The organism is Affinundibacterium flavidum (assembly GCF_014284175.1).
GTDB classification, from domain to species: Bacteria; Pseudomonadota; Gammaproteobacteria; order Burkholderiales; family Burkholderiaceae_D; genus Undibacterium; species Undibacterium flavidum.
The window spans coordinates 101929-127028 of sequence record NZ_JACOGA010000006.1; the positions used below are offsets into that span (position 1 = coordinate 101929).

General features: G+C 42.0%; 26 protein-coding genes. 9 read left to right on the top strand and 17 right to left on the bottom strand.

Annotated features, from left to right (window positions below):
* Window positions 1–242: 242 nt before the first annotated feature.
* The 3 genes from H8K55_RS22025 to H8K55_RS22155 all read right to left on the bottom strand — a co-directional run bounded on the left by H8K55_RS22025 (window position 243) and on the right by H8K55_RS22155 (window position 1189).
* Window positions 243–368 carry a hypothetical protein gene (locus H8K55_RS22025; protein WP_268977992.1) on the bottom strand — a complete coding sequence of 42 codons (126 nt, stop codon included), beginning with the start codon at window positions 366–368 and terminating at the stop codon, window positions 243–245.
* A 10-nt stretch (window positions 369–378) separates the two neighbouring features.
* Window positions 379–699: a helix-turn-helix transcriptional regulator gene (locus H8K55_RS07785; protein WP_186941518.1), complete on the bottom strand. Its 321-nt coding sequence runs from the start codon at window positions 697–699 to the stop codon at window positions 379–381.
* Between the two features lie 295 nt (window positions 700–994).
* Window positions 995–1189, bottom strand: coding sequence for a cyclic-phosphate processing receiver domain-containing protein (locus H8K55_RS22155; protein WP_329605009.1), 195 nt, complete (start codon window positions 1187–1189; stop codon window positions 995–997).
* A gap of 205 nt (window positions 1190–1394) precedes the next feature.
* On the opposite strand from H8K55_RS22155, the gene H8K55_RS07790 reads away from it, so the two are divergent.
* Window positions 1395–2207 (top strand): hypothetical protein, encoded by an 813-nt coding sequence (locus H8K55_RS07790; RefSeq protein ID WP_186941519.1) that lies wholly within the window; start codon window positions 1395–1397, stop codon window positions 2205–2207.
* A 550-nt stretch (window positions 2208–2757) separates the two neighbouring features.
* On the opposite strand, the gene H8K55_RS07795 is transcribed toward H8K55_RS07790, so the two are convergent.
* Window positions 2758–3249, bottom strand: a complete 492-nt coding sequence (locus H8K55_RS07795; protein WP_329605010.1) for a cyclic-phosphate processing receiver domain-containing protein — start codon at window positions 3247–3249, stop codon at window positions 2758–2760.
* Window positions 3250–3728: 479 nt separating this feature from the next.
* On the opposite strand from H8K55_RS07795, the gene H8K55_RS07800 reads away from it, so the two are divergent.
* Complete coding sequence (locus H8K55_RS07800) at window positions 3729–6524, top strand: CehA/McbA family metallohydrolase (RefSeq protein WP_186941520.1); 2796 nt, start codon at window positions 3729–3731, stop codon at window positions 6522–6524.
* Between the two features lie 302 nt (window positions 6525–6826).
* On the opposite strand, the gene H8K55_RS07805 is transcribed toward H8K55_RS07800, so the two are convergent.
* The 6 genes from H8K55_RS07805 to H8K55_RS07830 form a co-directional block, all read right to left on the bottom strand.
* Window positions 6827–7096, bottom strand: a complete 270-nt coding sequence (locus H8K55_RS07805) for a hypothetical protein (RefSeq protein WP_186941521.1) — start codon at window positions 7094–7096, stop codon at window positions 6827–6829.
* A gap of 56 nt (window positions 7097–7152) precedes the next feature.
* The gene (locus H8K55_RS07810) at window positions 7153–8550 is read right to left on the bottom strand and encodes a DUF4214 domain-containing protein (RefSeq protein WP_186941522.1); all 1398 of its coding nucleotides are present in this window, start codon (window positions 8548–8550) and stop codon (window positions 7153–7155) included.
* Window positions 8551–8558: 8 nt separating this feature from the next.
* Window positions 8559–9272, bottom strand: a complete 714-nt coding sequence (locus H8K55_RS07815) for a hypothetical protein (protein ID WP_186941523.1) — start codon at window positions 9270–9272, stop codon at window positions 8559–8561.
* A gap of 200 nt (window positions 9273–9472) precedes the next feature.
* On the bottom strand, window positions 9473–9844 hold the full coding sequence (locus H8K55_RS07820) for a hypothetical protein (protein ID WP_186941524.1): 372 nt from the start codon (window positions 9842–9844) through the stop codon (window positions 9473–9475).
* 92 nt (window positions 9845–9936) lie between these two features.
* Entirely contained in the window at window positions 9937–10404 is a 468-nt protein-coding gene (locus H8K55_RS07825) for a hypothetical protein (protein WP_222612398.1), read from the bottom strand.
* The gene (locus tag H8K55_RS07830; protein WP_186941526.1) at window positions 10401–10778 is read right to left on the bottom strand and encodes a hypothetical protein; all 378 of its coding nucleotides are present in this window, start codon (window positions 10776–10778) and stop codon (window positions 10401–10403) included. Before H8K55_RS07830 ends, H8K55_RS07825 begins: the two co-directional genes overlap by 4 nt.
* 551 nt (window positions 10779–11329) lie before the next feature.
* Here H8K55_RS07830 and H8K55_RS07835 point away from each other — a divergent pair.
* Window positions 11330–12673 carry an MBL fold metallo-hydrolase gene (locus H8K55_RS07835; RefSeq protein ID WP_186941527.1) on the top strand — a complete coding sequence of 448 codons (1344 nt, stop codon included), beginning with the start codon at window positions 11330–11332 and terminating at the stop codon, window positions 12671–12673.
* A 244-nt stretch (window positions 12674–12917) separates the two neighbouring features.
* Here the strand turns inward: H8K55_RS07835 and tcmP are convergent, their stop codons facing one another.
* Together tcmP and H8K55_RS07845 are read right to left on the bottom strand one after the other, a co-directional pair.
* Window positions 12918–13742 (bottom strand): three-Cys-motif partner protein TcmP, encoded by an 825-nt coding sequence (tcmP, locus tag H8K55_RS07840; RefSeq protein WP_186941528.1) that lies wholly within the window; start codon window positions 13740–13742, stop codon window positions 12918–12920.
* A 21-nt stretch (window positions 13743–13763) separates the two neighbouring features.
* Window positions 13764–14057, bottom strand: coding sequence for a helix-turn-helix domain-containing protein (locus H8K55_RS07845; protein WP_186941529.1), 294 nt, complete (start codon window positions 14055–14057; stop codon window positions 13764–13766).
* A gap of 100 nt (window positions 14058–14157) precedes the next feature.
* Here H8K55_RS07845 and H8K55_RS07850 point away from each other — a divergent pair, with 100 nt between their 5' ends.
* The 3 genes from H8K55_RS07850 (at window position 14158) to H8K55_RS07860 (ending at window position 18361) form a co-directional block, all read left to right on the top strand.
* Complete coding sequence (locus tag H8K55_RS07850; RefSeq protein WP_186941530.1) at window positions 14158–15015, top strand: DUF5131 family protein; 858 nt, start codon at window positions 14158–14160, stop codon at window positions 15013–15015.
* A gap of 15 nt (window positions 15016–15030) precedes the next feature.
* On the top strand, window positions 15031–16296 hold the full coding sequence (locus H8K55_RS07855; protein ID WP_186941531.1) for a three-Cys-motif partner protein TcmP: 1266 nt from the start codon (window positions 15031–15033) through the stop codon (window positions 16294–16296).
* A 196-nt stretch (window positions 16297–16492) separates the two neighbouring features.
* The gene (locus tag H8K55_RS07860; protein ID WP_186941532.1) at window positions 16493–18361 is read left to right on the top strand and encodes a hypothetical protein; all 1869 of its coding nucleotides are present in this window, start codon (window positions 16493–16495) and stop codon (window positions 18359–18361) included.
* Between the two features lie 24 nt (window positions 18362–18385).
* Here the strand turns inward: H8K55_RS07860 and H8K55_RS07865 are convergent, their stop codons facing one another.
* Window positions 18386–18628: a helix-turn-helix domain-containing protein gene (locus H8K55_RS07865; protein ID WP_186891467.1), complete on the bottom strand. Its 243-nt coding sequence runs from the start codon at window positions 18626–18628 to the stop codon at window positions 18386–18388.
* Window positions 18629–18761: 133 nt separating this feature from the next.
* Between H8K55_RS07865 and H8K55_RS07870 the strand changes: the two genes are divergently transcribed.
* The 3 genes from H8K55_RS07870 to H8K55_RS07880 all read left to right on the top strand — a co-directional run bounded on the left by H8K55_RS07870 (window position 18762) and on the right by H8K55_RS07880 (window position 20276).
* The gene (locus H8K55_RS07870; protein WP_186941533.1) at window positions 18762–19376 is read left to right on the top strand and encodes a hypothetical protein; all 615 of its coding nucleotides are present in this window, start codon (window positions 18762–18764) and stop codon (window positions 19374–19376) included.
* Between the two features lie 68 nt (window positions 19377–19444).
* Entirely contained in the window at window positions 19445–19684 is a 240-nt protein-coding gene (locus tag H8K55_RS07875; protein WP_186941534.1) for a hypothetical protein, read from the top strand.
* 103 nt (window positions 19685–19787) lie between these two features.
* On the top strand, window positions 19788–20276 hold the full coding sequence (locus H8K55_RS07880; protein ID WP_186941535.1) for an HAD domain-containing protein: 489 nt from the start codon (window positions 19788–19790) through the stop codon (window positions 20274–20276).
* Between the two features lie 147 nt (window positions 20277–20423).
* Here H8K55_RS07880 and H8K55_RS07885 read toward each other — a convergent pair whose 3' ends face one another.
* The 4 genes from H8K55_RS07885 to H8K55_RS07900 are packed head-to-tail and all read right to left on the bottom strand — an operon-like array spanning window position 20424 to window position 25063.
* Window positions 20424–21590 (bottom strand): TniQ family protein, encoded by a 1167-nt coding sequence (locus H8K55_RS07885; protein ID WP_186941536.1) that lies wholly within the window; start codon window positions 21588–21590, stop codon window positions 20424–20426.
* Between the two features lies 1 nt (window position 21591).
* On the bottom strand, window positions 21592–22485 hold the full coding sequence (locus H8K55_RS07890; RefSeq protein ID WP_186941537.1) for a TniB family NTP-binding protein: 894 nt from the start codon (window positions 22483–22485) through the stop codon (window positions 21592–21594).
* A complete protein-coding gene (locus tag H8K55_RS07895; RefSeq protein ID WP_186941538.1) occupies window positions 22482–24419 on the bottom strand; it encodes a Mu transposase C-terminal domain-containing protein in 1938 nt (645 codons plus the stop codon). The genes H8K55_RS07890 and H8K55_RS07895 overlap by 4 nt, the downstream gene beginning before the upstream one ends.
* A complete protein-coding gene (locus H8K55_RS07900; RefSeq protein ID WP_186941539.1) occupies window positions 24416–25063 on the bottom strand; it encodes a TnsA endonuclease N-terminal domain-containing protein in 648 nt (215 codons plus the stop codon). Before H8K55_RS07900 ends, H8K55_RS07895 begins: the two co-directional genes overlap by 4 nt.
* Window positions 25064–25100 lie beyond the last annotated feature (37 nt).

The window sequence follows — 25100 nt, forward strand, 5'->3', positions numbered from 1 at the left end:
CGATTCTAGCAATAACCAAAGTTGATATATAAAAGAGGTAAAAACTCTTTGCGAGATAATTAGACTTCCGTCTTAATTTGAAATAGATTCCAAGCAAACGTTTTCTTAAACACCACGAATATTGATAATCGAAACTTGAGTAACTCCTACAACGCTTACTCAAATTGCAATAAATTACTATCACAGCAATTCCTAAATAAACCCCAACAGTGTTCATGAGTTACCCCTTTAAAGTTAAGTTTTTAATCTAGTTGTCGTTGTTTACCATCAAAATTTCGATGACCAAAGATTTGTTTAGTATCAAAACGATTGTAAAAAGTTTTCAATTCTACTTCCGTAGTATCAAAGTAATTGTAAAGGGCGTTCATTTCTACCTCCTTAAAGTGCTGATAAAAGAAGAGATTCTTCGCATTTTGAAGACTCAGGCTGTTTCAATTTTCTATATACATTAAGCATTAATTTTCCATTCGATGTAATCGTGTATAAACGTCTCGGTAAAGTAAAATTTGATTCTTCCTCAAGTAAAGAAATTAGATAACCTTCGGTTTCCAAAAATGATAATAAAGCAAAAATTGCACCTCTTGAGATCGCTTTATTGCTCGCCCTCAAAATATCTCCTGCACAACATGGTTTCTTTCCAATTGGTCCATCTAATATATCGAGAATTAAAAATTGCTTTTCATTCAGTGATAATTTCATTTACGCTCCGTATCGGTAAATTGTACGTCGAAGCCAATCTTCGGTTTGTACACTTCTTATGTTAGCACACAAATTTAAATTAACTAGTAAATATTAGTTAACTCGATTAAATTTTTCCAGTTAAGTGTTCATTGTTTTATGCGAAACTTCAAAATTGATTGGAACGAATAATTTTCTTTTATTCAATTGTAAAGATTGGAGCTGAATGAGAAAGTTGGCGATACGTGAGAACAATCGGCGATAAATGAGAACATTTTTTAGCTCAAGATTTACTTCTTTTTCTCGGCAAAACAATTCATTTCTTGAAAAGTCTATCAATGACGTGTATTCCGGCTTCCATCTTTTGCCTAGCAGAAGAATTTGCTGAGTGAACACCCATCCTCGGTGGAATAAATCCATGGAGTGCAACCTCTTCCTCTATCCACAGCACTACGTCGTAGCCAGTGTCACATTGATCATTTGTGAAGATTAGAAAAAGTCCAACCGCCATTCGAGCAAGATATTCCGGGTGAAAAAATTCTAGCCAGTGACTTTTGCAAAAAACTCGGCTAAAATTTAATCATAGGTCATGACGCTGACCTGCACGCCCGCGCGGCGAAGTTGATGCCGACAGCGCTCTCTTAATCGACCATCGTTTTCTACGATCGTTATCGGTGTATTTGCGGGCGGATGCATCGACGATCATGGAGAACGTTATGTCATCAAATCGTATTCATACGCCGCAACAAATTGCTTATCTTAAACGCTTGGCTAACAAGCAAAAGAAGGCAAGTCCCGGACTAAAGCACGCATCAGCGCTTGATCAGCTTGCAATTGAAGCTGGCTTCTTAAATTGGTCCTTACTTAAAAAGGCATCCGGGTCGAATTCAACGATCAATCCCTCTTTAACAATCTCAAGAGACTTTAAGGTTCGCATATCAGGATGGGTTCTAAACCAAGAAGTAGGTGGAAATCGCGTTAAAGAATTCTGGCACACACACATCCCAACTCGATATGAAGCAAAGCACTACGAATCGTGCAAGCGCATTCCAGAGTACTGGGACGTGAGAGGCTTTTCTGTCGAAAATACAATTCATCGAATGGAACAATTAAGAATGAACATTGCTTTCATGGACGCAACAGAGTTGCTCCCCTCAAAGGCCTATGCTTCACTTTTCCCTGATTATCGCTCAGATGCAAGGCTTGACCACTACTGCGTTTGGCGAACGACTGATAACAAATACGTTGTCTCAAACGAGCCATACAGCGGATCCGATAAGTACGACGGGACCAAGAACTGGTGTGAGACAAACGGATGGACGTGGATTGAGCTTCCAAAAGGAATTGGCATGCACAATACCTGTTCGATGAATTGCCCAGATAACTGCACTACCCACACTGCGTTAATTCTCATGAGTCCACCAAAACGAGGTACCGATTTGAAACGACTTGCTGAGCTCTTAAAATCGAATTTTCATGATTTGAACAAGACAGACGTTGGCCCTAATTCGAAGCAACAAATCTCATAGTCACTTCGGAAATCGCGCAGTTGTCCGATATTGCAAGACTGGCTGCGCTATTTTATGTCAAAGAATGGTATTTAGATATTCAAATTGCTTTTCCTGAATATCAGTACTGCAAAACCGATCCCAATGTAATCACACTTGCCTTTGCCAATTCCTCTTATTTCTCTCTCCGTCATTAGAAATTCGCAGATAGGCATGGTCAAGAATTTGTCCAACATCTTCTTGAAATCTTGAAACTGATCCCCCAAATTGAGTTGTAATGATTTTCGTTACAAATCTATTCGTTTTTTCTTTGAGAGGTAATTATGTTTATTCACCCTGGACCAAAACCGAAACGCGAAGATGGTAAAGATGATAGAAGACATCATGTAAATCCCCCGAGTAAGTCCAAACATCCGTCACTTCCTGTACATCAACCGAAAAAGAAATAGTCTTATACTTTGTATGATATGCGGGTGCAGCTATACAAATGCCGTACCCTCATTGGAAAGATCGGGGTTAAGTGAGAACATTTTCTGCCCGAGTCCTACTTCTTTTTTCTCGGCAGAACAATTCATTTCTTTAAAAGTCTATTGATCGCTTGTATACCTGCTTCCATCTTTTTTCTTGCTGAAGAATTTGCTGAGTGAACAGTCATCTTCGGTGGAATAAATCCGCGGAGTGCAACCGCTTCCTCTATCCACAGCACCACATCATAACCAGTGCCACGCTCATCATTTCCCAAATCATGATCAAGACTAATCTCGGAGACCGCTTTGGTTTCCAAAAGATCGATAGCTTCATCTGGCCAATACACACGTACCCAGCCTTCTGGCGTGGTGCGCTCATCATCTAAGAAAACACGAAGCGCCAACGAAGCCGGATCGGCTGATGTGCTTGCTGCATAAACCAGATTATCGTGTGCCATTAGGCGGTCGTAATCCTTACTTCCAAATTCTCGACCCACTGGTGCCATATTGAGCCAATCAAGATCTTCCTCCTCCAATGCACTACGAGAAGATGGCTGATCGGATTGGTCTTTAGCTGCTTTTTTCATTGAGTTCATTTTGAATTAGTGGAATTTAAGTTTTGGTCACAAAGTTGGAGTAAGCCCAGAACATCCATACAAAAATATCGTGCCATATTTACCACAGTAGATATCGGTTAGAGCATGAACTCTAAATCTCTAACTAAATCCAAAACGCTACCATCGTCAAAAGGCCGCCAGGCTGAATTTCTCTCCTTACTAAACTCCCGTTTCAAAATCGCTCTCGATTTTGTAATTGAATTGTCATATCGGTGTGTCAGGCTTCGAAAGTTTTCAAAAAAAACATCAAAAAAGTATTGCTTTCAAGAAAAATGCATCTTCCTCAGAAGCGCTAAATGCAACCCTAGCAATACGAAGGTCACTATTTTATAACTTAGAAATGCTGATTAGGTGCAGTGAGTGAGCACAACTCACTTCCGGCAACAAATTGCTTTTCGCAAAAACCATGTTTGGTGCGGGCGGCATAGCTCAAGCCAAAGCATGTGGGAGAGAAAACCATGATTCAACTAAAAAATAGCCGAATTAAATCCGGAGTAATTGGCTTGTTCGCGCTCAGCGCACTGACGTTCACCGCTAGTTCATCTGTCTATGCGGCCGTTTCAGATCATCACGAATTTGAAGCGAGCTTGCACGTACCTTATCGTGCGGCGTCAGGCGCACGCCTCGGCGATGAGTCTCGCACCTTCACTTTGGACTTCAGTTTTCCGCTGAATCAAAAAGAACAAACCGTAGCTTGGAAACTCGAACTGGTCACACCTGGTGGTCGCGTTGTGCAAAGTTGGAATGGTACCGAGAAGTTATTGAACAAACCAATCTTGAAACAAATCTATTGGGCGGGCCGTACTGCGACAAATGCCAATGTAATACCGGATGGTGTGTACCAAGTGCGTTTGACGGCAGCCGCTGTCGATACCAGAGAAATCGTTAGCATCATCAAAAAACCTGCACCGCAATTGGTCAACGAAGTCTTACTTCACAATAAAGCAGAAGTCACTGAACAATCTTGGCCTATGCAAATTGGTGTTGCCAACCAGGTTGTTATACCTGCCTTTGCTGCGTTAAGTACGAGCAATAGTCCGCACAAAATGAGTTCGCCACCAGCGACCAATACAATGGTGGCACTGGCCGCACCTGCTACCAATGCACTGCCTTACACCGTGTACTATGGCAATCTGCACAGTCAAACCAACCATAGCGATGGCGGTGGTAATTTGAGCTCCTGCACGGGCGCGCAGAACCCACAATCAGCGGCGTTTGGACCGACTGACGCTTACCAATATGCCTTCAATCGCGGTCTCGATTTTTTGATGACGTCAGAACACAATCATATGTACGACGGTTCTGATTCCACTAATACCAACGCCAATCCGGTTACTGCCAAGAATCTCTACCAATCAGGCCTGACAGCCGCGAGCAGCTTTAACTCCAGTCATCCTAACTTTCTTGGTATCTATGGCATGGAATGGGGCGTGATTAATAATGGTGGACACATGAATATTTTCAACGCCAATGAATTATTGGGATGGGAATATAACAGCAGCAATCAATTGATCGCCGACACATTGACCACCAAAGGCGACTACGCTGCGTTATACACGTTGATGCGTCAACGCGGTTGGATTGGTCAATTCAATCACCCTGCAACAAGCGGGCAATTTCAAGTTAATGGTGTGGCGCTCGCATATACCGCGGATGGTGAACAAGCAATGGTCGCATGCGAAGTACTAAATACATCTGCATTCTCCACGAATACAACGGAAACAGAAACGGGGCGCAGTAGCTATGAATCCGCTTGTAATAAAGCTTTAGAAGCAGGTTATCACGTGGCATTCACGACCAATCAAGATAACCACTGCGCAAACTGGGGTGCTTCCTACACCAATCGCAACGGCGTCTTGATTCCAAACGGTTTGCCTCTAAACGGTGCCAATTTCATTGCTGCATTAAAAGCACGCCGTATGTTTGCGACTATGGACAAGAATTCGCAATTGGTATTGATGGCCAATGGCCACATGATGGGCGAACGCTTCAGTAATTCTGGTTCTTTGACGCTGACAACGAATTTCGCGAATAGCAGTGGCCGCACAGTGAACACGGTTCAAATTTTTGAAGGCGTTCCAGGACGCAATGGCACGGTAACTCAATTGAGCAATACAGCTGTCACGACCGTTACGCCAGCATCAGGGGAGCATTTTTATTACGCGAAAGTCACACAGGATGATGGCAATATTTTGTGGTCTGCACCAGTTTGGGTGAGTCAAGGTACTAGCACGGGTGATACAACACCCCCGACGGTCGGTGCAAGTGAGACAGGGACTAGCGGCACCATCACGTTGAATGCATCAGCAAGCGACAACGTAGGTGTCAGCAAGGTCGAGTTCTACATCGACAGCGTACTGAAAGGCACAATAACAGCCGCGCCTTACAGCCTGTCTGTCAATTCAAACACGTTGGCAAACGGCGCACACAGCTATGTGGCAAAAGCCTACGATGCGGCCAATAATGTCGGCACCTCTAGTACGGTCAACTTTAATATTAATAATGTCGTGGTCGATACTACACCGCCAACGGTAAGTGCGAGCGAAAGCGGCACTAGTGGCACTATCACCTTGAGCGCTACAGCAAGCGATAACATAGGTGTTAGTAAAGTGGAGTTGTGTGTCGACGGCACTTTGAAATCGACACTGTCCAGCGCACCTTACAGCACAACACTTAATTCCACAACGCTGACCAATGGCAGTCATGCGCTGGTAGCAAAGGCCTACGATGCAGCCAACAATATAGGTACCTCAACGACGTTGAACTTTAGAATCAACAATACGGTAACGACGCAGTTGATCGTTAACGGTGGTTTTGAAAGTGGTGCAAGTTCATGGACGGCAACAAGTGGCGTAATTAGTAACGATACGACACAAGCTGCTCGCGCAGGTACCTATAAAGCCTGGCTCAATGGATACGGTGCAACCCATGTTGATAGCTTATATCAACAAATCGCTATTCCTAGCACTAGCACTTCCACTACTTTAAATTTCTGGTTGAAAGTGGTGTCCGATGAGACTACGACGACTCAGGCCTACGACACGTTACAAGTTCAGATTCGTAACAGCGGTGGTACGGTACTTAGCACACTCGCTACTTATTCAAACCTGAACAAGGGCACGAGCTATATCAGTAAGTCTTTTGACTTAAGTTCGTACAAGGGACAAACCATTCGTATCTACTTCCTCGGTACTGAAGGTTCGATTACCGCAACTTCATTCTTGATTGATGATGTGAGCGTGGTAAGTCAATAAGTCATAGTACTCAATATTAAACAGAAGGCTCGTCAGTCCATTACGAGCCTCTATTATTTAGAAAATTCTGCTCATAAATCTGCTTTTTTCTTTTAAGCCTTTGAGTATCCAAGATACCCGTACAAAAATATATTCAGCCGCATTCGACAGTCCGTAGTCCAAGGTGTTTCATCACAAAATAAACATTGACCGCGATCTGGTGAGGTACTAGGCTTACCGTGCGCAATTACGTTACGAATACCCACGAGGCGCTTAAAGTTACTAGCAGCAACTATGAATGCTTCTTTTATAGCAATTTCTCTTTATGCAGCAAACCAAATTGCAACAGCTTGTAATATCGCCGCAACACCAGCGGCGCTTGCCGCACATGCACTCCAGAAATTAGCATGCACAAGCGAGGCGAGTATATCGTTTCCGTTGCCATCACTAATAGATGAGCCAATAAAGCCGCTCTCGTCAGGTATATCGTTTACTTTTACTCGAACAACAGCGGAATAGAACCACAGAAGAGCAGCTATTCCAGCAAACATAGCGGATGCAAGATTTATCCATGTAAGCGTATTTGGTTCCATAATAAATTTCCCGTTCAAAGAGTAAAAATTTTGCAAATGTCGTCAAATATATGCCTCTAACAGCTACGATAATAGCCATGCACATAGGTACCATTTTTTCTGAAGTAGCCATTGACATAACACTGCTTATTGGTACTAGGAGTAATAGGATGTTCTAATGCTTTATCATTTGCCTCACAAGGCTTACCGTCGTGATCACGATCGAGATAAGTGTGTCCCTGTGAGTATAATAATCTGGCCCATTCATAAGAAATGGAAGAGCAGCTGTAAACCCCGGAATCAGGAATAGGATTGACAACAACTTCAATCTGATTGGCGGTAATAGTTACAATGCTTGGCAAACTACTGTTGATGCCATCGCTAGCGACCAATGAAACCAAATATTCCCCGACTAAGTCGGGCGTAAAGCTAACCGTCAATGCAGGAACTGACGAAAGAGTCGCTTTACTATTTGTCGGCTTACTCACGATAGCCCAAAGATAAATAAAGTTTGATTGCACTAATTTTGAGGTGGCGGCACCTTTCAAGGTCACTATCGCGTCCACCGGCACGATTTGTGAGTCACCTGCATTAGAAACTATTAGTGAACGTGTATTTGTTGCATACGCACTAGCTTTTTTTGTGGCTACTAATACATCAGTTGGCGTGACAGCACTGGCAATTTCCATTGACTGCTTAATTGCCACTTGTGGTGAATTAAATGAAATACCTTTAATGTTCGCAATGTAATCCCCAACGATAAATTTATTATCAAGTAAATCAGCCACCCAACCGAAAAGCTTGTCCCCTTTAAAGGTATGTGCGGAATTTAGCATCGTCACTACAAGGTATCCTTTTGTCTTTCCAGATACCAGTTGATCGACCCAATACTTTACGTCTGCATCAGGTGGTGCAGACGTGCCCGACCGACCGAGTACATTCTTATATATAATACGAACAAAAGTGTCGTTCGTCATCGCTAAAGTAAATCCTGTCAACTCACTGTATTGCAGCGCTGCGTTATAAAAATTGTCGGCAAGTTGATCTAACGTCATCCCATTTTTGATTTGAGTAATCCAATAGCTCAAGCCATCGGCATCAGGAACCCTATTGAAAAATGCGATGTAGAGTTCAACCAGATTTTGATAGTCTTTCTTGGAAATCGAATTGACACTTTGATTCATGTTTGCGGTGATGATTACGTCTGAGAAGATGAGCCGATCAACATGAGAAATATCCAGCAGACCTGCATTACCAACCATATCTTGAATATAAGTTATGCCGGACTTTTGCCAAATCACATAATCGGAACGCGGCCCCAAGAACGTCATTGACGTGTTAATTGGCACCGGAGAATATGCCATTGTAGAGGCGCTATTTTCTTTCTGTTCAACCGATCCACCACCGCATGCATTGAGGAATAACACGACTAACATAGTCGCAAATAAACGCAAGATTTCTTGGAAATTTTTCATACGATTTATTATTTTGCCTTTTGAGAAATTACCAAATCTAGTAATTCGAGTTGATACACATAACGTTGCAATTGAAAATTCATAAGAACCGCACCGAAGGCAATACCTGCAAAAAATGCCATCACATATTGTAAAAATCCATATCCAGCTAATCCTCCGCCAATCGACAAAATCACGGTGGCATCTTTGGAAAATAACTCTTTAAGGGCTAACCAACCGACCCCAGCCAAAGAAAGTAACGCAACCTTATCTGGACTACCAAAAAATAATCCAATCCTATTTTTTATACGTGTCGACTTAAGCTGTATAAATTTCTGTACCAGTTCCAATTCTTCTCTCGATTTAGACATCAGTACATCAACATGTTGATTGTCATTGTCGATCTCTACTAAGAATCTACGTAACTGATTCTTACGAAAATTTAAAATAGTCCACAGACTAACTACTATATTTACAAGCCAGGACATAACCGGTAGTAGCATGGACGCGATACCAAAACCTAAAGCTACAAACTTTGCTTGCTCAGATAAACCTCCAATAAATTTGTGCCAAACGCTAAACACACACAAAATAACAAAGGTTATGGCGGCACATCCCATAATCCAATTGGCGATTTGTTCAGCTTTTCTTTCACTTCGAGATTGAGTTGTTGCGGAACCTGCCGGAGTCATTGCATCGAGCAAATGGACAATTTCGGAAATATCAGATTTATGTTTTTTCATAGAACCAATTTAATAAAGCTTTAGGCTATGAGAATGTGCTCATCGTCGCAATAGTCAGCGCTACCAATATCTTTTGTGACGACATAAATTTCCTATGTGTTTTTGAGGGTGCCGAAGTAGCGGTAAAGAACATCTTGAGAACATTCTTGGTGATCAATGAACCGAATACTTTCAATATCTTGAGAAATTCGATCTGAGTCCTATTCTTGAGAAATAAAATAAGAGGCAGCAGCTTTCTTTGCGCCAAACTTAACTTCAAGACTTACCATGCTCTTTGTAAAAGCGTTTAACAACTTACGTGCCTCCGCTTCACCTCTTGCAGCGCGATCATATCCAGTCGCTGTAGAGTAAATCGATGCGAAAGCAGTCCAAACCATCACTTCTTGTCCATCCCAACGTCCTCCACAATTTTGTTCAAACCAGAATTGAATATTTGAAAGTCGTTCAGCCAATTTCTCTTCGGAAACTGAAGAAATATCAGCTAAAACTTCTTCCCATTTTTTGCTGGCTTGCACAAAATACTCAGGAATATTTGCGTTGCCAGCCATTAATTTTTCGATATTTTTGTGCATTTTGCATTTTCTCATTAGTTAAATATTGTTTGCCAAATCAGGGAAAGTCCAACTTCGCATTGAAAATTAAATTGAATCTAGGCTTATTGGGTTTAAGTTTGAGTACCCTTTTCGGCACTTTCGCGTTCAGTATCTCTGTGAATATTTTTTCCCGGTGTATCACTAGACTCTTTACCCAACAAATAACCAGCAATTGTCCCGAGTAAACCCATTACTGGCGCGATCTGATTGCTACTATATCCAGCAACAACGAGAAAAACGGCTGAAATAATAATCATGATTGTCCCAAAGACCCTCAGAACTGATTCTGCTTTTCTCCCCTTTAAGATCAGAAAACTTGCCATTGCCAAAACCAACGCTCCAAAAACTAAAACTACTGCGCTGATTGTCATTGCACTTTCCGTCGTCCACCACGCTTCAGGCACGACTTTGTTTTGCAATACAACAGAATTTGTACTTGATGCCATTTTTTGCTTCAAGGCTTCGATTTGCGAATTGTTCGACTCCAATTGTCGCGAATTTGTCTCCACATCAGGAGTTTGCATAGACTTTGTATTCATTTTTTCAGTTTTTTTAGTTCGGCTTCGAGGAGATCGATTCTTTGTTGTTGAAGGTCAATTAGCTTTTGCTGATCTAATATTCTCTCTCTCAATCTGAGCTCTAAAATCGTACAGTTCATTTGAATTGCTTCGCTGCTCTGCATCAGTTTCTGGACCGCATCGCTGTACGCGTCCCCCTTCATTTCCTGAGATTGCTTGACTAGTGGTTTGTTGAACTGAGTCCTTATTGTCTCAGGTCCCTTTGGAACCGACGAACCTTGCACAATCGTATTTCCAACCCCATTTTGTGCGAGCGAACAAAATGAAAAACAAAAGGACACAAGAATGCCAATTACATAATAGTATTTTTTTTTAGTCGAAAAAAAATTTAGCATATTCACTCTTCTTGGTTGATGAGAACTTCTACAAAATAAGGAAAGGATTACACTGCGAATCAATAAAATTTCAAAATGTAAGTTTTAGTTTCATAACTAACGGCTCCAACTGATCACTTCCAATATTTGGAGCAATGCGTTCTGACACAACTAAGGTGGAATGTTTCTAATTGGCATGAGCAATTTATATACCAAGTAACTTGGGCGAATTCTCAGGAGGGATAAGGATCTAAATAGAAAAATTGCTCGACAGATCCAACAAATATTGACACGTAAATTACACGTAAAAATTTCGAAAAGTAGTGGATCTGCCTCACTTTTTCATATCAAACTAAAACGACAGCGACATCAAGGGCGGCCGCTTGAGCACCAAATTGACTTTAATACGCCAAGAAATGCGTAGCTAAATCGTTGGCTGCGAAACCTTCGTTACATTTATATCCGTGCTTCACAAGTTCAGGAAATCACAACGAATTCCCGCAACCAATGACGGCATCAAAATTGCTTATTTTCAAAGCAATCAAAGTCAATTTAATTTGAAAGGAATCGTTATGCCTAAGAATTTTGTCAGCTTATGGATGCTATCTAATTCTAGATCTGCCATTGCAGTCGCGCTGGGTTTCTTAGTGCATATTGGGGTCGCAACAGCATCAGATTGTATAGCGCCATCTGGAAGTGCCGTGGCCGCGGTAACACTGCGCACGTCACCTACTGCAAAAAGCACGGCAAACGGCAAACTTGAGTCTGGTCAAACATTACCGCTCATCGCATCTATGCCTGGATGGTACGAAACTCAGCTAGCAAACGGTCAAACAGCTTTTGCGTCTAAACGCTCAACTGAAGTTATTGCTTGTCCAGAAGGCTCTGCGAATGTATTAACAGTTCCTGAAGTGCAATACGAGTTGCACGCAATTGATGTCGGTACCGGGTTATCCGTGTTGGTTCGCGGACCAGACTTTGCACTTCTTTATGATGCCGGTAGCAACGATGATATGGCACGTGGGGACAATAATAGAACACTGGCCTACCTCAATACGTTGCAACCACCAATACAGAAACTCTCCCACGTCATCCTCAGTCACCCACACCGAGATCACGTCGAATTACTACCTGATGTAGTCACTCGATTGAAGCCTAGTAATGTATGGAACTCTGGTGCCTACAACGACATCTGTGGCTACCGGAATTTTCTGTTTGCAATTGCCGCAGATCCTTCGATCCAGTATCACACCGCGACACAAGATGAAGGTAATGAATCCATCGAAATGGCAGCAAAGAACTGCTATGGCGACAAACAGCCGTCACAGACTTTGACACTAAATCACGGTAAGAAAATCACCAACGAGAAAATCTCTCTTGGCCAAGGCGCCTCCATGACATTCTTGTTTGTGGATGGATCACCTAGATCGAGCCTTAACGAGAACAGCCTAGCTGTACGACTAGATCTAGGTACTCACAAAATACTTCTCATGGGAGATGCAGAGGCTGGCGGTAGAAATTTGCCTTCGACAACACCGAAAGAATCGTCTATCGAAGGAAAGCTTTTGGCTTGTTGCACGGAAGAATTGAAGGCAGATATTTTAGTGGTAGGGCATCATGGAAGTAAAACTTCATCTAGAAAAAAATTCCTTGATGCGGTGGGAGCAAAAACTTTTATTGTTTCTGCTGGCCCGACTAAGTATGCAACCGTTGTATTACCGGATCAGGAAATCATCACCGAATTAGAAAAACTTGGACAAGTTTTTAGAACTGATCTTGAAGATGCATCATGTCTAATGTCACCAGATAAAGTCGGAGCCGATTCAGACGGCAAACCAGGTGGCTGCGATAATGTATTTGTAAAAATACCTGTGAGTAAGTCAATCTCGATAAATTATCGTCGGATATCGGATTGAGTGAACAACTCATTTACTTAGGTTGCATTTAACTTTATTTTTGTCCCTCTGATTAAGTCAGTATGTCTATTTTGAAATTACGGAATAGCTTTATGGGAAACGGTTATGACATAAGTCATGAAAATACTGGTGGTAACTTTGAATGAAAGATTGTGACTAGCTAAGCACCTAAATCCGCGAGTTAAACTTTTGAAGAGCAATATTTTGACATGGCGAATTAAATATAGCTAATCTGACGAGGAAGTTAAAACAAAGCGCGAGTGGGGGATATCTTGCACGCATCAGTCCAAAGTTTATTTGCTAGCGGATGCCTCGACAAGAGACAAAGATGATACATAGTGGATTCTTTGCTGTTCTTCACCGCGTACATTGAGTCGCACACCGTTAGGCCAGTACCCCTAATCAAAGAAAACCAATAGTCCAAAAACGTCTTCCTCAAATCTCTCTTAGAATTTACTTTTAGTATCGCGTTTTGCCAACCAGGAGCAAAGTTATCTAACGTCGACTTACCCGATAGGAGCCCCTTCGCCAAGTTCCGCTGAATATCCCCCGTACTTAGGTGAACAACAAGATCTATGTTCTTAAATGATGCTAGTTTTTCAATGATCGAAAAATGGAGATGTCCAGCATTGAATGGATCTAACAAAGCCAAATGCAAACTATTTTGTGGTAAATCATTCAATATATTCTCAACGGTATTATGCGCGAATCCGGGGTAAAAACTTCCAGTTACCCCGACCTTGGATAACCGTAATTGCGCGGCATTTAAATATTCGCGAGATGCATCAGCTACAAAAAAATGGGTAAATGCTCCTTTGTAGGCTTGGGATATTCTCCAGGCCGCCAAGACGCCTCCATCAGAAAACGAGTTATTGTGCCTCGTGTAGACACGCCCTGGCCCAGAAAATAGGTCTATATAGGTTCGGTTAGGCCATTTGTTTCGAGCCGCAAATGCTGAATGAATGTAACGCTTGATAATTTGATGCTTTTCGTCTGTAACCCATCGACCTACGATCATCGCGGGAAGACTATCAATTGGATCTAAAATGGTGTTTAAAGAGGCTGACATAGTTATCTAAGAGATAGGAATCTAAGCAACATTATGCAATAGATCATATACGGCTCTACGGATATTCGCTTGATCAGGCCGAGATATCTTTCTTTTTATTAGTTCAGAAAGCTCTTCTGGTGTAACGTCCCTATCATTCACCATTCCCAAAATATGCATACAGCGCATAAGAAAATGTTCAGGAGGTGCTGCCTTATTATGAATGTATTTTGATAGATTGTATTGCTTAATACCATTCTCCATGGAAAACTGCGCTTGAGTTAAGCCGCTTTTTATCCATGCATTCTTAATTATTTCGGCGGGGGAGGAAAACATTTACTCTGAGTCACAGTTAATAAATTATGCCAATTATATGCTTTACATGCATAAATACAATACCTATAATTAGAGTTAAGATATAGCTCTGGAGAGCGACATGGGTAAAGAAAGTAAAATTGAATGGACACATCACACTTTTAATCCCTGGTGGGGATGTGTTCGTGTTTCACCAGCGTGTAAATTCTGCTATGCGGAAACATGGGCGAAGCGTTTAGGTGAAGACTTGTGGGGCGGCAAAGCTGATCGTCGCTTTTTCAGTGACTCACACTGGAATGAACCGATTAAATGGGATCGTGAGGCTGCGACAGATGGGAAAAGACGCAGAGTCTTTTGCGCCTCTATGGCTGATGTCTTTGAAAACCGTAAAGACCTACATGTTGCGCGTGAGCGACTTTGGCAACTGATTGAAGCAACACCACATCTTGATTGGCTACTTTTAACAAAGCGCATTGAGCACGTAAAGAAACTAGCTCCTTGGTCAGGAAAATGGCCGCGTAACATATGGCTCGGTGCCAGTACAGAAAAACAAAATTGGTTAGAAAAACGTGTTGATCATCTGCTCTCACATGACGTGTCAGTACGATTTGTATCAGCCGAGCCGTTACTGGGACATTTGGAAATCGCACCGTGGCTAGCAAAGCCGAACTCTAAGGAGGCGGGAATAAACTGGGTTATTGCTGGAGGGGAAAGCGGCGTCAATGCAAGATGGATGAATCCCGCTTGGGTAGAGAGTTTGCGAGATCAATGTCGCGAAGCTGGCGTTCCATTTCACTTCAAGCAATGGGGACACTGGGGGCCAGAAGAAATTATCAAAGAGGGGATCTCCGCTCGTGCTCAACGAGTTGAAGTTGTTGGGCGCATGGGTGAAATGATACGAATGGTAAAAGTTGGAAAAACTAAATCTGGTAGACTTTTAGATGGATCAACTTGGGACGAATTTCCGATTGTGTTGTAATTACTTGGAAGTGATATGTCAAAAAAGCATTATGAGTGGCAAGATGGACCAGCAAAATTAAAACAACACAGCATCGCTAAACATAATCTTTTGAGAAGCTACCTTGCTTCATATTTTCCAACGCTCGTTAGCGCTCCTGGTCAAGAAGAGCTTCGTTTGACTATAGTAGACGGTTTCGCTGGCGGTGGCGTCTATCATCACGAAACTACTGGTGAACGCCATTTAGGTTCACCATTCATATGCTTAGAAGCGGCAAGAGAAGCTGAAGCGATGATAAATCATCCTGAACGCGCAAAAAAAGTTCACTTTAATGTGGACTATTTTTTTGTGGAAAAAGATAGAGATGCCGCGAATTTTTTGAGCAAGAGCATGGTGGAAGAAGGTTTTTCGCACCGTGTTGGTAATGATGTTCACCTGTTGAAAGGTGACTTCAATATTCATGCCGATCAAATTATCTCCCATGTACTTAAGAAAACCCCACGATCTGGGAGGTCTATTTTTGTATTGGACCAGTATGGATACAACCAAGTACCAATGCCGCTTTTAAGAAAGATTTTTCAAAAATTGCCTAGAGCCGAGGTAATACTCACATTCAATGTAGATTCCTTTAATTCCTTCGCCACAGAAAAAAATGGAAACTCGCCACTCGAAAAAATCGGCCTTCCGAATATTTTTGAGGGCCGCAAGCTACAAGATATAAAAAATCATGAATGTGATTGGAGGGCTTTTATACAAAGCCAACTCTATCCGCACATCGTTAAATCGGCGGGATCTCGTTTTCATACTCCATTTTTTATTCGCTCAGCCAAAGGACATGGGGACTTTTGGCTAATGCATTTGTCGATGCATCCAAAAGCACGCGACGTCATGACGGAAGTTCATTGGAAGCATAGCAATACCTTCATTCACTACGGTGGTGAAGGTTTTGATATGTTTAAGATCGGCTATATAACGAGCGCAGACGAGCGCTTCTCACGACAAGGAAAATTGGGCTACACCTTCGATGACGACGCGGAAAAACGCACGATTGAAAGACTGCACGAAGATATTCCACGGGTGATATATGCAGACGAGGATGGGCACAGCTATGAAACTTTATATGCAACTACTTGCAACGATACGCCCGCAACGTCGAGGATATACAAAGGAGTCCTTGGAACGCTAGCCAAGCTAAAAGAAATCGAAATTATTTCTTCTGATGGGCACTTAAAAACCTCTGCCAATCAAATTAAAGACAGCGACCGCATTCGACCATCAAGGCAGGGGAAACTGTTTATATAGTCATGCGGGGAAGGCCGGTCGCCAAGATTGCCAACCGACTGGCGCTATGCTGCCAGAGCTCCGGACGAATAAACCCAAAAGAGTGCGACTCGTCTATCAATTTCTCTTTGTCTACAAAAAAGACCTCGTACTCTTGGCAATTTTACTGATAGGCTAAGCTAACATAATCAAATTTCATGACATAATTTAGAAGACAATGGGATTCGTTTTTACAATTCAAGAGCTGAATATTGATTCAAAATTTTGGCGAATTGACTGGTTTGGATCAGTATCTTTTTCAGAGAACTATCGGCGCTCTAGTCAACCAAAAGTCGAAGTGCAACTCTCTCAAATTCTAGATCATGAGATCGATACGTCCGTCAATTTTGATTTGGAAAACATCAAGAAGGCGCGAAAACGAACTGTAAGGCTCCCGGTCGGTCTTTTGTCCGCCCTAAAGATCGGTGACATTTGGAAAAACGGGGCGCTTTCAATGCAGCCCGAATATGAAGTAATGTCGTTCAATCAGTTAAAAATTACCCGCGACACTTCATCATTAATAAAGGCTGGACTACCTGATCCAGAAACAGGGGAATATTTTCTCCCGATGTCGCACCATCCACAACATATGGAGCACACACAATCTTACTGTGTACATATCAAGACAAATGCCTGTCATATCATTGTCCCCTGTGTGGAATTGATTCGCTTCTATTTCGGTTCCTCTAGTACAGTTCTCGCAAAAATTTTTGACGCACCATTTGCTCAAGAAAACTTTTGGATGAGCACCGAAAATACTTCATCAACAAAGCCAACGATCCATCTAGCACCTGGTATACCAGGATTTTCAGCACCTCACATTGGGCGAATTGCGTTTTCAAAAGTAGCTCGCTCAGCAGCTGAGTTGATTGGTAACTCATGCATTACGGCCACTGCTCGGAATGAACCCGCTTTTCCTAAGGCAGTGTTTCCCTTTGAGGGAGAAACTGACTTAGTCGTTTCGGGAAAGTGGCTTCCATTCAACGGAAATAGTAAAGGCGTGTTTCTGGTATTCAGCCTTATTTCTTGCTCACATCCATTTCCATTCAAGGAAATCAAATACACCTCTACAAAAAAATCTACTTCAAAGTCAGGAGAGGCTCCTAAAACTGATTTAAAAGCAAAGCAAGAGAAGAGTGAGCTTCAATACTCAAAAGCCCGTCAGACGAACAATACGGTTATTGATGAGGAGCCAGATAAGAAAAGAGTCGCACAGAAAATCAGCACGCAACATTCAAGTGCTCAATTTCCAGATCTAATACGCAAGTCAATTACAAAAATTGAAAATGAGCACGTCCCAACCCTAATGCTACGCAAAGAAGGAATATCAGTCGTTGACGGACTATCTGTTGGTGATGAGGGGAACCTATCCACGATTCACCCAATTGAATTCTCTGATTACGATGACGAAGATTTCCAAATTCCAAAATCTACAAACAAAAAAATATCTTTAACTTCCTTAGTATTTTTCGAGTTACTCAAAAGGATTCGTCGGAACTACCAGCACATGCCAATTAACTTGGTTCGCTTAGACTCGCGGCAACGATTTAACTACCTTTCGACCATGCCCAGAATCGTTAACGAGGATGGAGAACTGCTTTCGTCTTGCGTAATGTCATTTCCAGAGTCTTCCAACAATTCAAAAGCATTTACTCGAAATCGACAAATTTCGGTTGCTCGGATTATTGATGCCTGCAGCTGTATTTATCTCATCGTTCCGGAGATGTCTGAAACCACGAAAGAACTCGAATTGCACGTCATCCTTGATAAGTCAAAGACGATAAGAACAAACCAGGATTTATTGGCCGCAATTGGGATCCATTTTTCGAAATATGTCGAAACAGAATCCAATTACGAACTCGGTCAAGGTGCGATATCGACCGTGCATAAAGCAGAATTATTGGATGTTCAAAATAGCCACGAATTAATTGCCGAAATTTTTCATTCAGCGGTAAGTGGAATGTTGACACAAGAATTTAAAAATGCATGCAAGGATTCTTCATCCACTTTGATCGACAAAAAGCTTAACGCACTGACTTTGAATTAAAAGCACCTTTCAACCAATCCGCTCTTACTCAGCCTCAATAGGCATAATTAATTCCACCACATCGACACCTAATGCGATAGCCAGTTGCTCTAAGCCATCGATGGATATATTCGTGATGCAACGTTCCAATTGCGAAACATACGTGCGATGAAAGTCCGCAGCCTCGGCCATGTACTCTTGACTCCAACCACGCTCTTTACGCAGACGTTTCAAATTAATGGCAATTCGATGCCGTGCATTCTCTATAGGTTTTTTTCTTGCATTCATACACGCAAGGTTGAACCTCTACCGCTTTTGAATCTACAGCCTATAACTCTACTGTTTTTAAATCTCATTTTCAGGTAAGATTAACGAAGTTGCATCGTCAAATTCAACAAACTATTGAAAACTGAGGATACCGATGGCGAATACCTTAAAAACAGCTGGCACTATCATGGCCGCGTCTCTTGCAATTCCCATCGCAGGGCTCTCTGGGCTCGGTGCACTTGGTTCAATGCTAGGCTGGTTGTTTATCAAAGGTAATCGAACAAGTGGTGTATTCCTTTTCTTTGTCATCGCTTCTGCCATTTTTTACATCACGTTTCGCTTTTTAATCAATCTTCAAAAAAAGGCACATAACCTCGTGATAAAAACAAACGAGGAAACAAACTTCAAATTCGACAAATCCAACTTGCTTGGCTACCCCAGTCCAGTTTTCTTTGCATTTGATCGAGCAAATCGAAAAATGGCTTCCTTCAATAGTGTGGATGGATCCTCACAAATATATGAACTCTCGTACCTATTAGCGTGGCAAGTTGAATGGACCAATAAGAATAGAATGGAAATTTCCGGGATGGGGAATCAAATTGATGGCACCAACATGCGCGTACCAGCCTTCCAGAACACGACTCGACGAGAGAGCTTTTGTCTCGCCATTGAAGTAGCCAATATGGACAATCCGATTCTCAAATTTCCAATGAGTGAAAGAGCGGCAAACGAATGGTGCGCAAGACTCAACGCCATTGTTAATGGCTAAATATTTTCAAGAATAATGATTTGTATCATCTAAAAATGAACGATCTCTCAAATTAAGTAAAAAATCTAATGTACTCTGTTAAAGATTTAAAAGCTGCATCCAATGACGTCAAATTAATTTGCTTAGATGCGGTAACCAAATTCGCCCATCAAAATCCCAATGTACCAGCACACGCGGTCATGATTGGTGTTGGTGAATTACTCATTCAATTTTCCGTATCACATACGGGATGCGAAAAAACCATCCATTTACTTAACTCACTTCGAGATGCAGTCGTTCATCTAGGCTCAAACGAGGAGTCAATTTAACTTTTATATGTATTAACATATGAAACACATACAAAGTTGTAAATAACTACGTTTCGACTTTTTTTAGACACTCAACGATGCTAAACATAACGGCATAAATTGGATGATCCTTTTTCTTGATTTCGATGGCGTGCTACATCCTGACGAAGTTTATCTTGTTCGCGGTCGACCTATGCTACGCGACGAAGGACATTTATTTATGTGGGCACCGCTATTAGAAGATGCACTAAGTCCATTCCCAGACGTTCAAATTGTTTTGAGTACAAGCTGGGTTCAAAAATTAAATTTTAGGCGCGCAAGCAATTTCTTGCCTGAGGCCTTGCGTCGGCGAATAATTGGTGCAACTTGGCACAGTAAGATGGCCGAAGAAATCGATTATTCACATTGGTGGAACGCCGCCACACGCTACCAACAGATTCGACGCTACGTGAATCGTGCAGAGCTTACCAATTGGATTGCGATCGATGACGATGGCGAGGGATGGTCAACAGGAGATGCCAATAAATTGATATTAACTGACAGCCAAAAAGGATTATCTGACGCCAAGTTACTGCTGCAATTGTCGATCAAATTGAGGCTACACGATGATTAGCGAAAAAATTAACAAATGGATACTCAAGGTAATCCAAGACCGAGAATCTCATGATTTGATGATTGAATTACCACCTGATCTGCTTAAGTCCGTAGGCTGGAATATTGGCGATACACTAAACTGGGAGCTGAGTGAATGACGTACAACTTATGAAATATTTTCCAATGTTTGACGCACTGAACCCGTTGAGATTCGTTTAGCGATAATTTTCCATAGCTCTGTCTTATATGGCGTGTTTTCGTACTTTATCAGCAATTGAAGCATCGCTGCTTTCTCCCCTTCAGATGGCCCCACTGGCAAATATTTTAACTCTTGAACGGCGTCGAAAAACCAGAATGGTATTTCATCGAAATCACGTATTAATTCTGAATGACGTACTTTGAGTAAAGTACATAGTTCTAGGAGCCGATTTGGCCAGTCTAGAAGAAACCAAGTTCCTATTTGCAGCAAGCAATGCCGCTCTGCCACACCATAAAATTCAAATGCTTGTCTATTGACGATTTTCAGAGACCTAGTCACAGGAAATTTCTCTTGAAAATGCTCAAGTAACCTTGATGTGGTCCAGTTCGAAAGCAATTTATAGATTAGATTCCGGAGAGCCGAAAAATAGAGATGTGAGTACAGAAAATTTTGCCCGGGAATAAATGTCCATCCATTGTCCAAGAAAAATAATTGTGATTTCAAATTGATCCAAGAGTGAATCTCTATTACGGGGGCTTGAAAAGCCGGTGATCTCTTCAAATCAAAACCACATGTGGTACATAGCGTAATCGAGAGCACCTGATGACGCCATCGATCACCAAGCTCCTGCCGATGAAACACGACCGGTGCTTGGCATTTAGGGCAACAATCATGCAGCAATACATCGTGTTGATCACAAAAAGTATGAAGCGCGAGCCGCCACTGTTTTCGAAAGTATGGTACTTGATCCATTGCAAGACACAGTGGACAAAATTGCATACTGCGCCTACGCCGTTTTCGATGAAATACGCCGGCTGGCAAAATCCAATTAGTATTACCAGTTGTCGTTATTTTATCAAATAGCAGTGTTTCAAAACTTCGAAGAGTTGTGTCGCGTGCACGATCAATATCAGTCGCACAAATCGAAGCGACTCTCTCTAAAGTGGGCTCGTCAATTGACCTATCGATGTCTCGAGTCCAAATTTGTTTGTCTCGACCAAAAAGTTGCACCTCAAGCGTATGCAGTTTGATTCCATTCTCTTGCGCGATTCGGCAATACCATGACGAGAATATCTCGTCAGTTTTTGGTTGCGGGTGAATGGGAAGAACATTTCCGGATAAACCCAACGTCATCTCAATGATCCTTCAGCGCCTTTCTTCTGGCGCTAGGTTTTTCATATCCAGATTTGTCGAGCACGTCGATATCGATTTTTTCGATACCATTACTTATCGCGTACCGAGCCGATGCTTTCAACAAGGTTACGGTCTCTCCGATGGTTCCCTCCGCTCTTGCCCAGATGTCATGAGCTAAAATTTTTTCAGATAAATTCGAAGGATAGGATAGGGGTAACATTTGTTCATAGCTAGCTAAGAACCGACGAAATTCAGTATCAAAACCCCACTTAGGAAGTATCATCGGATTAAATCGATTTTCAAGCTGCCGATCCGTCTTTATCGCTCTAATCGCATCTTCTGTACCAGCAGCTACAATAGGAATTTGCAGCTCATTGCTTAGATGTTTCAAGACAGTAAGAAACTGCCTCTGTCTTGCAGACGAACCAGACAATATGCTATTTAGCTCGTCAATGATCAACATACGTACGCCAATACGGGAAAATTTGTCCTTTACATTACTCAGCAACTTGTGCGGATGGTCAGATACAGAATACTTTGCAAACAAGGTATTCAAGATGTCTGCATACAGTCTTTTTTCATCAGGCACGGCAGGAGCTTGAACGTAGACAACTGGTACACTGATCGCCTCTTCTCCCAAATTATCATTTCCAGGATGTAGCTCCCGAAACCTCTTCAAAATTTGGGTCTTTCCATTGTTTGTACTGCCAACCAAGAGCATATTTGGCATGCGACTGATTCTAGGAAAATTCAGTAGTTCTTCCATTCTATCCAATATCATTCTTGCGTGAGAATACCCAACCCATTGATCTTGATTCATGAGAAAAATACGTTCATCCCGCGATAATCTCATCCGGTTTTGGGTTTCTGCATTGAGATGCGGAAAATCACTCATGATCTGTTCACCACAATGTCTTCAAACGGCAATATCAAATCATCGTCGTCCAAGAATCCATCACTTGAACTGACACTGTCTTCAGACGAATTTGAGTTATCTTGGTAATCTAAAATTGCTGTTGGTAATTGCATTTTTTTTGCGGTCACATTCTTTTTCCGTTTATCTTCATGATCTTGGCGTTTTTGTTGATTTCTACGTGCTGTTTTCTTCTTTTCAGCTGCTAGTCTTTCTACCTCTCGCATTTCTAGAATGCCTTCAAAAATAATATTTTCGTCGACTTGCGAATTTCCTTTTGCGTTCTGCTCTCGAACTATAGTGCGAACTTCCCAAAGAGACGCCGGTGGACGCCCCAGATGTGCATATGGAATTTCACGATAGTTCTTTGAATCAGGATCCCAAAAATAAATCACGCTAACATCGACAGGGTCACGTCGAAAAATAAATTTCCTGGCGTTCTTTGGGTTTTCAGGATCTGGCTCATCAACCCTCATTCGCAAAACATCATCAAAATAATAGATATGATCGATTAAGACGCCGTATCGTTGTACCGTTCTTTCATAGAATGGGAGGAAATCTATTCTAAAAGTTTCTGGATCCGCAAAAATTTCAAGTTCCCCAACGCCAGGCTTATCATCAGTGCCACCAATGCCTTCCTGAAATCGTGCCAAAGGTGTGGTATTGATACCAGAGTGCTTTTTTTGATGATAAATTTTGGTGATGTACACTGTGAACCAATACTCAAACTCTTTGAGAGTAAAGATCGCTTTTCCTTCAGAATCATAATCAAATTTGGATTTAATATTTGAAAAAGTAGTGCCTGATGCTGTATGGGTCCTACGCATGAAAGTCCTAAAGCTGCTCTCGACAGTGCCTCCATAATTCGGTGAACCACGCGGCCGTTGCTCTAAATCTATCCCGTAATTTTCGCAGGCTCGACCAAGAACGGTACCACGAAATTCTTTTGCGTTATCTGTGTGAATTTTTCGTGGGCGCCCATAGCAAGGCCAACTAATATCGATCCCTAAGTCTTTTAGCCATTTGTCTTTCGGCATAAGTGCATGCATCAAACACAAGCCTGTGCTTGCCACACTCGGTGCATCCAACCACAAATTGAAACCCATGAGTACCCGTGAATTCACATCAATTGCTATGGTAAGAGATGGGCGCCCGATGGGCTTTCGATAGACGTCGTCTACAATAATAATATCAGCTGGCGTGTGGTCAATTTGAATGACATCTAATGGGTGTTCTGCGCCTGGAAATTCTCCCAAAGTTGGCATAAATCTTTGTTTGGAAGCCTTCTTGCCTTGTCTACTTGAAACTCGCTCTTTCTCAGAAATTTGGGAGAATCGATTACGAATAGTCGAAACACTCGGCGCTTTAATGTTTTGTTTTAGACATGCTTGCTTCACTTCAAGATAGACGTCACCAAAGGTACCAAACTCTCGTTTCATTAAAAGTCGCTTGATCGCTTCCGCAATAATGGGTTCAACTTCGGGCACTAAGCGGGAGCTACCTTTGTCGATTCTCTCTTCTTTGAGAAACGTCCTTACAGTCGAGTCCTTCTCGAACTTTGCTATCCACCTATAAATCGTAGGTATCGATCGATCAAACTCTTTGGCGATCTTTTCCACTTCATCGCGATTTTTTTGTCGTCGCCCCATTTCAAAGAGCGCTTTTACCTGCGCCATTTGCTTTGTTGCTAGACTCCATTCCTCAGAATTCACTGCACCCAGATCTATTTTTTCTTTACGCTTTTTCGATGCTTTTTCCGAATCCCTCTCAAGCTCGACAATAAGTAATTTCGTCGTTTCTCTACTCGATAACTTTCGACACAAAACAGACTCTAAATCAATAAGACTCACAACAATATAGCGCTCGCCTTGATGCCGAACGAAAATACCTGGCTTTAATTTGAAGATAGTATTCATTTAGAAAGGCTAATTTGGGAATTCATTGTGAGCGGTGACAAAAGATCGACCGTGATCAACCCGTTTGCAACAAGATTCCATAAACAGCTTATTAGCTCAGCTTGCCTTATCGAATTTTCACTGACAGAATTTATCAATATTTTTGGAGTGACCATTTTGTCGGTTGCGATTAGCTCTAGCAAAAGCTCTCGATCAGATTGTGAGACCAATCGTTTTTTATAGCGAAATAAAAATTTCAGATTAGCAAATCGAGTTGTTCTGATTCGTCTCTCGGTAACAACTTTAAATATCCATCCGCGTTCTCTAGCAAAACGACGCGCAACGAAAAACCGCTCTCTGAATTTATCAAAATCGTTTTCAAGTTCTTCCCGATACTTTACTTCGCAAAGGATAGGGCGACGGGGTGGTAGTCCTGCTTTAAGTGATTTGAAATGTACCAGTGCATCCGGTGTATAGCGACGTAATTTGTTATCGGTAGTTAAATACTGAATCTTCACAGGCTGTGCTTCCAAGCGGTCAAAGTCTGGTTCCATCATCATGCACTCAAAGAAATCTCGCTCAAGTGAGGACTCATATCTTGCTCCGGTACCAGCGTGTAGACCCGTCACCGCACGATTACTAATTGGAATTTTACGCACCGGCATTTTGATGTTCTCCTGATTGCATTCCTTTAATTTCCCA

What these genes read in the sequence shown, in the direction of transcription:
- H8K55_RS22025 (WP_268977992.1), bottom strand. Translation starts at nt 368, where the DNA reads ATGAACGCCCTTTACAATTACTTTGATACTACGGAAGTAGAATTGAAA.
- H8K55_RS07785 (WP_186941518.1), bottom strand. Translation starts at nt 699, where the DNA reads ATGAAATTATCACTGAATGAAAAGCAATTTTTAATTCTCGATATATTA.
- H8K55_RS22155 (WP_329605009.1), bottom strand. Translation starts at nt 1,189, where the DNA reads ATGGCGGTTGGACTTTTTCTAATCTTCACAAATGATCAATGTGACACT.
- H8K55_RS07790 (WP_186941519.1), top strand. Translation starts at nt 1,395, where the DNA reads ATGTCATCAAATCGTATTCATACGCCGCAACAAATTGCTTATCTTAAA.
- H8K55_RS07795 (WP_329605010.1), bottom strand. Translation starts at nt 3,249, where the DNA reads ATGAACTCAATGAAAAAAGCAGCTAAAGACCAATCCGATCAGCCATCT.
- H8K55_RS07800 (WP_186941520.1), top strand. Translation starts at nt 3,729, where the DNA reads ATGATTCAACTAAAAAATAGCCGAATTAAATCCGGAGTAATTGGCTTG.
- H8K55_RS07805 (WP_186941521.1), bottom strand. Translation starts at nt 7,096, where the DNA reads ATGGAACCAAATACGCTTACATGGATAAATCTTGCATCCGCTATGTTT.
- H8K55_RS07810 (WP_186941522.1), bottom strand. Translation starts at nt 8,550, where the DNA reads ATGAAAAATTTCCAAGAAATCTTGCGTTTATTTGCGACTATGTTAGTC.
- H8K55_RS07815 (WP_186941523.1), bottom strand. Translation starts at nt 9,272, where the DNA reads ATGAAAAAACATAAATCTGATATTTCCGAAATTGTCCATTTGCTCGAT.
- H8K55_RS07820 (WP_186941524.1), bottom strand. Translation starts at nt 9,844, where the DNA reads ATGCACAAAAATATCGAAAAATTAATGGCTGGCAACGCAAATATTCCT.
- H8K55_RS07825 (WP_222612398.1), bottom strand. Translation starts at nt 10,404, where the DNA reads ATGAATACAAAGTCTATGCAAACTCCTGATGTGGAGACAAATTCGCGA.
- H8K55_RS07830 (WP_186941526.1), bottom strand. Translation starts at nt 10,778, where the DNA reads ATGCTAAATTTTTTTTCGACTAAAAAAAAATACTATTATGTAATTGGC.
- H8K55_RS07835 (WP_186941527.1), top strand. Translation starts at nt 11,330, where the DNA reads ATGCCTAAGAATTTTGTCAGCTTATGGATGCTATCTAATTCTAGATCT.
- tcmP (WP_186941528.1), bottom strand. Translation starts at nt 13,742, where the DNA reads ATGTCAGCCTCTTTAAACACCATTTTAGATCCAATTGATAGTCTTCCC.
- H8K55_RS07845 (WP_186941529.1), bottom strand. Translation starts at nt 14,057, where the DNA reads ATGTTTTCCTCCCCCGCCGAAATAATTAAGAATGCATGGATAAAAAGC.
- H8K55_RS07850 (WP_186941530.1), top strand. Translation starts at nt 14,158, where the DNA reads ATGGGTAAAGAAAGTAAAATTGAATGGACACATCACACTTTTAATCCC.
- H8K55_RS07855 (WP_186941531.1), top strand. Translation starts at nt 15,031, where the DNA reads ATGTCAAAAAAGCATTATGAGTGGCAAGATGGACCAGCAAAATTAAAA.
- H8K55_RS07860 (WP_186941532.1), top strand. Translation starts at nt 16,493, where the DNA reads ATGGGATTCGTTTTTACAATTCAAGAGCTGAATATTGATTCAAAATTT.
- H8K55_RS07865 (WP_186891467.1), bottom strand. Translation starts at nt 18,628, where the DNA reads ATGAATGCAAGAAAAAAACCTATAGAGAATGCACGGCATCGAATTGCC.
- H8K55_RS07870 (WP_186941533.1), top strand. Translation starts at nt 18,762, where the DNA reads ATGGCGAATACCTTAAAAACAGCTGGCACTATCATGGCCGCGTCTCTT.
- H8K55_RS07875 (WP_186941534.1), top strand. Translation starts at nt 19,445, where the DNA reads ATGTACTCTGTTAAAGATTTAAAAGCTGCATCCAATGACGTCAAATTA.
- H8K55_RS07880 (WP_186941535.1), top strand. Translation starts at nt 19,788, where the DNA reads ATGATCCTTTTTCTTGATTTCGATGGCGTGCTACATCCTGACGAAGTT.
- H8K55_RS07885 (WP_186941536.1), bottom strand. Translation starts at nt 21,590, where the DNA reads ATGACGTTGGGTTTATCCGGAAATGTTCTTCCCATTCACCCGCAACCA.
- H8K55_RS07890 (WP_186941537.1), bottom strand. Translation starts at nt 22,485, where the DNA reads ATGAGTGATTTTCCGCATCTCAATGCAGAAACCCAAAACCGGATGAGA.
- H8K55_RS07895 (WP_186941538.1), bottom strand. Translation starts at nt 24,419, where the DNA reads ATGAATACTATCTTCAAATTAAAGCCAGGTATTTTCGTTCGGCATCAA.
- H8K55_RS07900 (WP_186941539.1), bottom strand. Translation starts at nt 25,063, where the DNA reads ATGCCGGTGCGTAAAATTCCAATTAGTAATCGTGCGGTGACGGGTCTA.